Source organism: Methylocaldum sp. (assembly GCF_035627495.1).
Taxonomy (GTDB): Bacteria; Pseudomonadota; Gammaproteobacteria; order Methylococcales; family Methylococcaceae; genus Methylocaldum.
Map to the genome: position 1 here is coordinate 19,000 of NZ_DASPLO010000186.1, position 8,804 is coordinate 27,803.

Below are 8,804 nucleotides of genomic sequence, written 5' to 3' on the forward strand. Positions count from 1 at the left end.
TTTGGTCCTTGCTATCTTTTTTTAAAACGCAGCATTATTACACAAAACATCGCCTTTTCCTCGTTGCGCATAAAACCTGGCGACGAATTCACCAAGCATGCTTTCCTCGATTGCACGCCTAAGATCAGCCATAAGCTCCTGGTAATAGTAAAGGTTGTGAATCGTATTCAACCGAGATCCGAGAATTTCGCCGCACTTGTCTAAGTGACGCAGATAAGACCTGCTGAAATTCCGGCAGGTATAGCAACGACATTCGTCGTCGAGTGGGCGGGTATCGTTCCGATAGCGACTGTTGCGGATGCGGATTGCACCATGACGCGTGAACAGATGGCCGTTGCGGGCGTTGCGGGTCGGCAGAACGCAATCGAACATGTCGATGCCGAGCCGCACGGCCTCGACGATGTCCTCCGGAGTACCGACTCCCATCAGGTAACGAGGTTTGTCGGAAGGCATGTTCGGCAGCAGCGAATCCAAGATGCGCGCCCGATCGTCCTTCGGCTCGCCCACGGAAAGACCACCGATGGCATACCCATCGAACCCGACGCTCTTCAGCCCCTCTATCGATTCGAGCCGGAGTTCTTCATAGACGCCGCCTTGCACTATACCGAACAAAGCCGATGAGTTACCGGCATGCGCTTGCTTGCTCCGCTCGGCCCAGCGCAACGACATGCGCATAGAGTCGGCGGCCTGTTCGTAACTGACGGGATAGGGGGTGCACTCGTCGAAGATCATCACGATATCGGAACCCAGCGCCCTTTGAACCGCCATCGATTCTTCCGGACCCAGAAACGTGACGCTACCGTCCACCGGAGAGCGAAACTGAACACCGGCCTCGGTGATCTTGCGCATAGCCCCTAAGCTGAACACTTGGAAACCGCCGGAGTCTGTCAGGATCGGGCGCTCCCAATGCATGAAATCATGCAAATCGCCGTGGCTTCGGATGACTTCAGTGCCCGGGCGGAGCATCAGGTGAAAGGTATTCCCCAAAATGATCTCTGCACCGAGCTCCTTAAGCTCTTCAGGCGTCATGGCCTTGACAGTGCCATAGGTGCCGACGGGCATGAATGCCGGAGTCTGTACCCTTCCGCGTGGAAAGAGAAGCTCGCCCCGTCGCGCCTTGCCGTCAGTTCTGCTTACATTAAACTCCATCGGATTTTCAGGCGCCCAAAAACGAAAGCGGCCTGGCTATATACATAGGCAGGCCGTCTCGAATCAACATAATTGGTGCCGATGGTCGGACTTGAACCGACACGACTTGCGTCACCACCCCCTCAAGATGGCGTGTCTACCAATTCCACCACATCGGCTAAACATGGTCTAACAAGGTTAGCTATTTCGTTTGCTCTGACGGCTGAGGCGTATCGCCACTCTCGGGCACATCAGCCTTGTCAGTTGCAGGCGGCTCTTCCACTACCGGGGGAAGATCGCGTTGAGACTGGTCCACACCGGGGCCGTCAATGATATCAACTGGCTTATTATCTTGTTTATCCGCCAAGTATGCAAGACTCAAACTGGTCACAAAAAACAGAGTAGCAAGTACCGCCGTCGAACGAGACAAGAACGACGCCGCGCCCCGCGCACCGAACAAGCTGTTAGACGCGCCACCGCCAAAGCCGGCTCCAGCATCGGCACCACGGCCTTGCTGAAGAAGCACCAATCCGATGACCGCCAAAGCGACCACGACGTGAATAATTGTCAATGCCTGATACATAAAACTTCACCTAAACCGAATGGCATATCGAGAGAAAGGACTCAGCGTCCAAGGACGCTTCGCCAATTAATCCGCCGTCCACGTCGGGCATACCGAACAGGGTACGGGCATTTTCGGGCTTAACGCTACCGCCATAAAGAATCCGAAGCGAAGCCGATATTTCCGGCTCCCGCTCCGAGATCTTCCGCCGGAGATACTCGTGTATCTCTTGCACTTGCTCAGTCGTCGCGGTTCGCCCGGTCCCGACGGCCCAAACGGGCTCGTAAGCGATTACCGCATTTGCCAGCGATTCGACGCCGGCCAAGTCAAACACCGCCGCCAATTGCCCGTCGATTACGGCGAATGTATCACCCTGCTCGCGCTGATCCAGAGTCTCGCCCACGCACAAAATCGGCGTGAGGCCATGATCGAGCGCTTTTTTATAGCGGGCAGCCACCAACTGGTTCGACTCCCCGTACAGCAATCGTCGCTCGGAATGCCCAACGATAGCCAGGTCGCACCCGAACTCACGCAACATGGGCGCGGAGATTTCACCCGTGAAAGCTCCTTCGTCCTCATCAGCTACGTTTTGTGCGCCCAGCAAAATCGATTTGCTTTCCAGCAGCTCGGCTGCCTCGGGTATGAATACGAAAGGCGCACATACACCCACCTCTGCTGAATCGGTTTCCGAAACGCCGGAAAGGATGTCCGCCAGCAATGCTTTTCTACTTTCGCGCGTACCGTTCATCTTCCAGTTTCCGACGACCAGAGGACGACGAACCATTTAGGGCTCCTTGTTGTAAAACCATAGAAGCTTAATGATTCAGAGCCAGCTTTTCAAGCTGAAAGGACTCTCAGCCCCGCAATCTACCGTTCTTGAGTAAAAAAGAGCTTGCTGATGCCGGCACGACGGAAGATTGGCTTAGATCACGCTATGGTCTGCATTGAATCGAACTATCAACTCCCTGTCTTGCATAACTCTCCACGCCAACTGGGCCTATCTTGACCATGTGAGTTGACGTAATCAGCGACAAAGCGTTTATCTCGTTAACTTAAACACGAATATCGACTCAGCTTTCTACAGGTGCTGTCCACCTGTTGTCGGATAGCTCTTAAGGAAGCTCTGATTAAGTCCTTCGACAGGCTCAGGACGAACGGTAACGTATTGATTCCGTTCGTGGTGAGCTTGTCGAACCATGAACGGAATCGACTTGTTCAGAGTTTCCTTAAAGACGCGCAATATGAGCCACCTGAAGGCGCAAAGATTTCAGGCTTTAGCAACCGGCCCAGAATTTCCCCCACAGAAAATCGTTATTCACTCGATGAAACTCTCTACTAGTTCTGTAAATCGAAAGCCTAAGGTAACATGCCGCGATACTCGAACGCTGTCGTGCAATGGACGTGGATGACAGATATTTCTCCGTTTTTTAAACGGTTTCCAAGCACAGCGTTAATGCTTTAGCTTTTTACCCTGCAAGGCGTAATTTTATGCTCAAGAATACGACTGGATGGAGCCGAGGCATGACCAGACCAATTGGGCAGCGTTACGAACCCGCTCTTGCCAGCCCCCAGATCACCCACCTGATTTGAAACATTGTTCAGCTGCACTTCAAAAGTAGAAGCAGCCGGGGACATCCTGTGTCCAACTTGGAAAAAGCCTCTCCTCCCGAGCGACCGAAATCATCTTTTTCTACTCGGCGCGATCGGGTTGCAAATCTAAATCTGAGGCCAATCCGACCGGATGCACTCACTGATGCTCATTCTTGCTCGATAAGGCTCAGCAATCGGCGAATAACATGCCAGATACGACTATATTCATTTCGCACATGAAGGGAGAATCCGCGCACCAATTAGCGAAACTCGAAATGGAAGCCGTCTTAACCTGCTTACAATTTTTTCGCATCGGCGACGGAGAGAGTTCATGAATTCCGCTACCCTGGCCCCATCTCAATCGAGAGAGCAAAGAAGCCTGGTAATCGCCGCCTTAGGTGTAGTGTTCGGCGATATCGGCACCAGTCCGCTCTATACGATAAAAGAATGCTTTAGCGGCGCTCACGCTCTGGAGCCGACACCAGAGAATATCCTGGGCATCCTGTCCCTGATCTTTTGGTCCGTTCTAATCATTATTTCGCTCAAGTACGTCACCTTCATCATGAAGGCGGACAACAAAGGCGAAGGCGGCATCATGGCGCTGATATCGCTGATCCAGCAAAAGGCGGCTATCGACAACCGCTTTCGATTTCTGCTGATTGGATTAGGCCTCATCGGGGCTTCGCTATTTTACGGTGACGGCATGATCACACCGGCCATCTCCGTGTTGAGCGCGGTGGAGGGGCTTGAAGTTTTTCAGCCGGAGTTGCATGTCTACGTTATTCCTATTGCACTGGCTATTTTGATAGGCCTGTTCGCCTTTCAGCGAAGAGGAACAGCCAATGTCGGTGCCCTATTCGGCCCAATTATGCTTGTCTGGTTCGGTAGTCTTGCTATTTTTGGCACGCTTAGCTTAATAAAGACTCCCGAGGTGCTAGCGGCCGTAAATCCGATACACGCCATTCATTTCTTCGCAACCCACGGCTGGCCTTCCTTCTTGGTCTTAGGAGCCGTGGTATTGGCCGTAACCGGCGGAGAAGCTCTATATGCGGACATGGGTCATTTCGGCCGGGACCCGATCCGCAAAGCATGGTTCCTGCTTGTCCTACCATCATTGATGCTCAACTACTTCGGCCAGGGAGCCCTTTTGATTCAGACCCCGACCGCGGTTCAAAACCCGTTCTATCTCCTGGTCCCCGGCGGCGCGCTAGCGTTCATGATCGGGTTAGCCACCGTAGCCACCATTGTCGCCTCCCAAGCCGTAATTTCCGGGGCGTTTTCGCTGACCGCGCAAGCCGTTCAGCTGGGTTTTTGCCCGAGACTCGGGATTCAATATACCTCCGAAGATGAAATGGGTCAGATCTATATCCCCTGGATTAATTGGGCTTTAATGCTAGGCATTGTCGGCTTGATACTCGGCTTCCAGTCCTCATCCAATTTGGCGGCCGCGTATGGCATCGCTGTTACCGGCACGATGGCCATAGATACGATCTTGGCTTTTGTGGTCGTCTATAGCTTGTGGAAGTGGAACCTGTTTGTAAGCGGTTTACTAGCTCTCGGCTTCCTGACCATAGACCTGGCGTTCCTAACCGCTAACGCCACGAAGATTTTTGAAGGAGGCTGGTTCCCGCTCGTCATTGGGCTAGCGGTGTTCACTTTATTGACGACATGGAAACGCGGCCGTAACCTACTTGCTGACAATTTGCGCGAGGATTCGGTCCCCGTTGATCGCTTTTTAGGCGAGATCGCAGAGAATCCTCCGGTGCGCGTGGCGGGCACCGCCGTATTCATGACCAGCAACCGCGAAGGAATCCCGCCCGCTTTATTGCACAACCTCAAACATAACAAGGTCTTGCATGAAACTACCGTACTGATGACGGTTACTACGGAGAATGTCCCGCGTGTAGTCCCGGAGAAACGCCGCGAGATCCGCGGCCTCGGCTCCGGTTTCTTTAGGATCAACCTACACTATGGATTTATGGAAACGCCAAACATCCCCCGAGTCCTGAAATCGTGCAGCCGCGATTTCGATATCGACATCTCCGACACAACATTCTTCCTCAACCGCGAAACAATAATCCCCGCCCCAAGACCGAGAATGGCCCTGTGGCGTCTGAAGCTTTTCATCGGCATGTCGCGTAACACCAGCAGCGCCGTGGGTTTCTTTCGGATTCCGCCTGATCGTGTCGTCGAACTGGGCGTACAGCTCATGCTGTAATTGCCCTTTAAACATTTTCTTGTTCCAAATTTAGGAGTTTTATGGACCTGCCCCTTTATTTAAAAGTAATTGTGCTTGGCCTTTTGGAAGGAGCCACCGAATTTCTTCCCGTTTCAAGTACAGGTCATTTGATCATCGCCAACGATCTATTGTCCTTCACGGGGGAACGAGCCAAGACGTTCGACATATTTATTCAGCTCGGAGCTATTTGCGCGATCGTCTGGCATTATCGGCGGCGTATCGGCCAAATGTCCGGAACGCTACTGTCAGATCCAGCCGCTTTGCGTTTTGCGATCAACATCTTGATCGGCTTCCTTCCGGCCGCTCTTCTCGGTCTTTTTCTTCACAAAACCATCAAAGCTCAGCTCTTCAACCCGATCACCGTGGCCGGAGCGCTGATCGTAGGCGGCTTCATCATATTGATGATTGAAAGTAGGCGCCGGCCTCATCGTGTCGAGAACGTTGATGACTTGACCTGGCATGTGGCACTCAAAGTGGGCTTTGCTCAAAGTCTCGCCTTATTCCCCGGCGTATCCCGAGCGGGCGCAACGATTATGGGCGGATTGCTAAGCGGCATGTCCCGATCCGTTGCGACGGAATTCTCGTTTTTCCTCGCCATTCCGACGATGTTCGCCGCGACGCTTTACGACCTGTACAAAAACCTGGACATCATGAGACCCGAGGATCTCGAGATACTGGCGACCGGCTTCGTTGCCGCTTTTTTCAGCGCTTGGCTGGTTATTCGAGCGCTGCTCGCCTTTGTCGCCCGGCACAGCTTCAAGGCGTTTGCCTGGTATCGAATCATGCTCGGCTCTTTAGTATTGACCTATTTTCTATCCAGCGCCGAACTCACCGTCCCGCTCTGATTAAAGATATCCCTGTCCGAGTCACGCGACCATATGCACTCCGAATTTCCCTTATCCGCGGACTTGATCTATTTAAACCATGCAGCCGTCGCGCCTTGGCCATTGCGGACAACCGAGGCTGTAAAACGATTCGCCGAGGAAAACGCCCGATACGGCGCCTTTCGTTATTTGGAATGGGCAAAGCAAGAAGACTTATTGCGGGAACAGTTACGGGAATTGCTCAATGCGCCATCCACGGACGATATCGCTTTAGTCAAGAACACTTCCGAAGCTATTTCACTCGTAGCTTTTGGTCTCGACTGGCAACCGGGCGACAATATTGTTTCCAGCAATGAGGAGTTCCCGTCGAATCGAATTCCCTGGCAAGCACTAGGCGATCTGGGAGTGGAATTTAGGGAGGCGGATCTAAATACCGCCACGACGCCTGAAGAAGCCTTGTTCAAGCTGGTCGACCGCCACACTAAGCTTATCACCGTCAGCTCTGTCCAATTCGCTTCGGGATTACGCCTAGATCTCGACAAAATCGGTCGATTCTGCCGCGATCACGGCATTTTATTCTGTGTCGATGCTATTCAAAGCTTAGGGGCGTTGCGTCTCGACGTACAAAAGTGCCAACCGGATTTCCTCATGGCGGATGGTCATAAATGGATGCTGGGGCCGGAGGGGCTTGGCGTGTTCTACACCTCGCCACGTGCAAGAAACTTGCTGAACCTCATGCAGTATGGCTGGCACATGATCGAGAAGGTCGGGGATTACGATACGAAATCTTGGCTTCCTGCCCGCACCGCTCGTCGTTTCGAATGCGGCAGTCCCAATATGCTGGGAATACACGCCCTTTCGGCCAGTCTCTCGCTAATACTTGAAATCGGCGTAGAAGCTATCGAAAGCTTACTCTTGGAACGGACCGCTTATTTGGTCGAGGCTATTGGAAACCAGCCGGATCTGGAACTACTCTCGTCTGGCATTGCGGAACGCCACTCCGGCATTGTGCTGTTCCGCCTCCGGTCTGTGTCAAACGAACGGCTTTATCAGCACCTAAAACAAAGTGGCGTTGTCTGTGCGTTACGGGGTGGGGGTATACGCTTCTCACCGCATTTCTACACTTCTCAAACCCTACTCGAGCGAGCGATTCATATTGCGTTACGGGCTTAGGGCCGAGCTACTGAAAACAACCTATAGAAATTGCTCGAACTGAGCTCTGCAACGCGGTCAAGAGAAATGCCCCTCAGATCAGCGATATATTGAGCTACATGCCTGACGTAAAAAGGATAATTGGGTTTTCCGCGAAACGGGATTGGCGCCAGATAAGGCGAATCGGTTTCGATTAGAAAACGATCTTCTGGAATCAGCTTGGCTACTTCGTGTATCGATCCGGCGTTCCGAAAAGTGACAATGCCGGAAAACGAGATCAAGAAGCCCAAGTCCAAAGCCTGCTGTGCCGTGTCCCAATCTTCGGTGAAACAATGGAACACACCGCCGACTTGATCCGCACGTTCTTCCATCAGCAACTTGATAGTGTCTTCCTTAGCTTCGCGAGTATGGATAATTAAAGGCTTGCCGGCAATCTTGGCAGCGCGGATATGACGCCGAAAGCGCTCCCTCTGCCAATCCAGACTCCCTGAACTCCGAAAGTAATCCAATCCAGTCTCCCCAATAGCGACTACTTTGTCATTCCCGGCCAGAGAGACCAGTTCTTCGACGCTCGGCTCTTTTCCGCTTTTTTCGTTAGGGTGGACACCAACCGATATCGAGACGTTATCGTATCCTTCTACCAACCGACGCATAGCGGGGTAGCTTTCGAGATCGATGGACACACACAGCATGTGCTGAACCTGCTGCATTTTCGCTTCTCTCATAAATGAAGCGAATTCATCCCCGAAAGGGGCTAAATCAATGCGATCAAGATGACAGTGGGAATCTATAAACATAATAGAAGACTATGCCCCTGTGAAATGGGCCGAGCATTAAATCAATTGAGTTTAGCTATTTGCTATATCTCTAAACACCTATAAAAGCTGATCGAGACCCGAGTTAGTTTACACCTTAGAACAAGATCGATTGCTCGCCTGAAAATCGGATGCGATCAATTCAAACACCCACCACGAGTCCGGTCAGTTGACCTTCAGAAACTATCGAGAACCATTGAGCTAAACGATTCGCAAGCGGCACGACAGTTGAAACACGGAGCCTTCGAGGCAATCTGAGGTTTAGATCCAATTGCATCTTTTAGCTCTTGGCACACAGTTTGTTCGAATACTTGAGGGCGCATTTTAATTTCGCGACATAATGCGTCCCAAATAAAAAGCCCCCCTTCGGATGAGGAAGGGGGGCTTTAGGGGCCGACCGTCGGTCGCGAATCCTGGGGGAGCCTTAGGCTCCCTTCGGGATTACATGAAGGACGGGATCAGCGGGGCGTCGACTTGAACCACTTGACGGCTGC

General features: G+C 52.3%; 7 protein-coding genes and 1 tRNA gene. 3 read left to right on the forward strand and 5 right to left on the reverse strand.

The annotated features are described in order from the left end of the window. Positions 1 to 21 precede the first annotated feature (21 nt). The 4 genes from tgt to tpiA all read right to left on the reverse strand — a co-directional run bounded on the left by tgt (position 22) and on the right by tpiA (position 2,474). A complete protein-coding gene (gene tgt / locus VEB01_RS17335) occupies positions 22 to 1,149 on the reverse strand; it encodes a tRNA guanosine(34) transglycosylase Tgt (protein ID WP_324877616.1) in 1,128 nt (375 codons plus the stop codon). A gap of 73 nt (positions 1,150 to 1,222) precedes the next feature. Continuing rightward, positions 1,223 to 1,307: transfer RNA gene (locus VEB01_RS17340), tRNA-Leu, on the reverse strand. A 23-nt stretch (positions 1,308 to 1,330) separates the two neighbouring features. After that, complete coding sequence (secG, locus tag VEB01_RS17345) at positions 1,331 to 1,711, reverse strand: preprotein translocase subunit SecG (protein ID WP_324877618.1); 381 nt, start codon at positions 1,709 to 1,711, stop codon at positions 1,331 to 1,333. A gap of 10 nt (positions 1,712 to 1,721) precedes the next feature. Further along, positions 1,722 to 2,474: a triose-phosphate isomerase gene (gene tpiA, locus VEB01_RS17350; protein WP_324877620.1), complete on the reverse strand. Its 753-nt coding sequence runs from the start codon at positions 2,472 to 2,474 to the stop codon at positions 1,722 to 1,724. 1,137 nt (positions 2,475 to 3,611) lie between these two features. Between tpiA and VEB01_RS17355 the strand changes: the two genes are divergently transcribed. The 3 genes from VEB01_RS17355 to VEB01_RS17365 all read left to right on the forward strand — a co-directional run bounded on the left by VEB01_RS17355 (position 3,612) and on the right by VEB01_RS17365 (position 7,516). Beyond that, complete coding sequence (locus VEB01_RS17355; protein ID WP_324877621.1) at positions 3,612 to 5,498, forward strand: potassium transporter Kup; 1,887 nt, start codon at positions 3,612 to 3,614, stop codon at positions 5,496 to 5,498. A 41-nt stretch (positions 5,499 to 5,539) separates the two neighbouring features. Next, complete coding sequence (locus tag VEB01_RS17360) at positions 5,540 to 6,364, forward strand: undecaprenyl-diphosphate phosphatase (protein ID WP_324877623.1); 825 nt, start codon at positions 5,540 to 5,542, stop codon at positions 6,362 to 6,364. Between the two features lie 63 nt (positions 6,365 to 6,427). Then, positions 6,428 to 7,516, forward strand: a complete 1,089-nt coding sequence (locus VEB01_RS17365; RefSeq protein ID WP_324877625.1) for an aminotransferase class V-fold PLP-dependent enzyme — start codon at positions 6,428 to 6,430, stop codon at positions 7,514 to 7,516. On the opposite strand, the gene VEB01_RS17370 is transcribed toward VEB01_RS17365, so the two are convergent. Further along, complete coding sequence (locus tag VEB01_RS17370) at positions 7,513 to 8,292, reverse strand: TatD family hydrolase (RefSeq protein WP_324877627.1); 780 nt, start codon at positions 8,290 to 8,292, stop codon at positions 7,513 to 7,515. The two genes, VEB01_RS17365 and VEB01_RS17370, sit on opposite strands and share 4 nt — an antisense overlap. Between the last annotated feature and the right edge of the window lie 512 nt (positions 8,293 to 8,804).

Excerpts from the sequence above, each read along its gene's own strand:
- tgt (WP_324877616.1), bottom strand. The coding sequence starts at position 1,149 with ATGGAGTTTAATGTAAGCAGAACTGACGGCAAGGCGCGACGGGGCGAG.
- secG (WP_324877618.1), bottom strand. The coding sequence starts at position 1,711 with ATGTATCAGGCATTGACAATTATTCACGTCGTGGTCGCTTTGGCGGTC.
- tpiA (WP_324877620.1), bottom strand. The coding sequence starts at position 2,474 with ATGGTTCGTCGTCCTCTGGTCGTCGGAAACTGGAAGATGAACGGTACG.
- VEB01_RS17355 (WP_324877621.1), top strand. The coding sequence starts at position 3,612 with ATGAATTCCGCTACCCTGGCCCCATCTCAATCGAGAGAGCAAAGAAGC.
- VEB01_RS17360 (WP_324877623.1), top strand. The coding sequence starts at position 5,540 with ATGGACCTGCCCCTTTATTTAAAAGTAATTGTGCTTGGCCTTTTGGAA.
- VEB01_RS17370 (WP_324877627.1), bottom strand. The coding sequence starts at position 8,292 with ATGTTTATAGATTCCCACTGTCATCTTGATCGCATTGATTTAGCCCCT.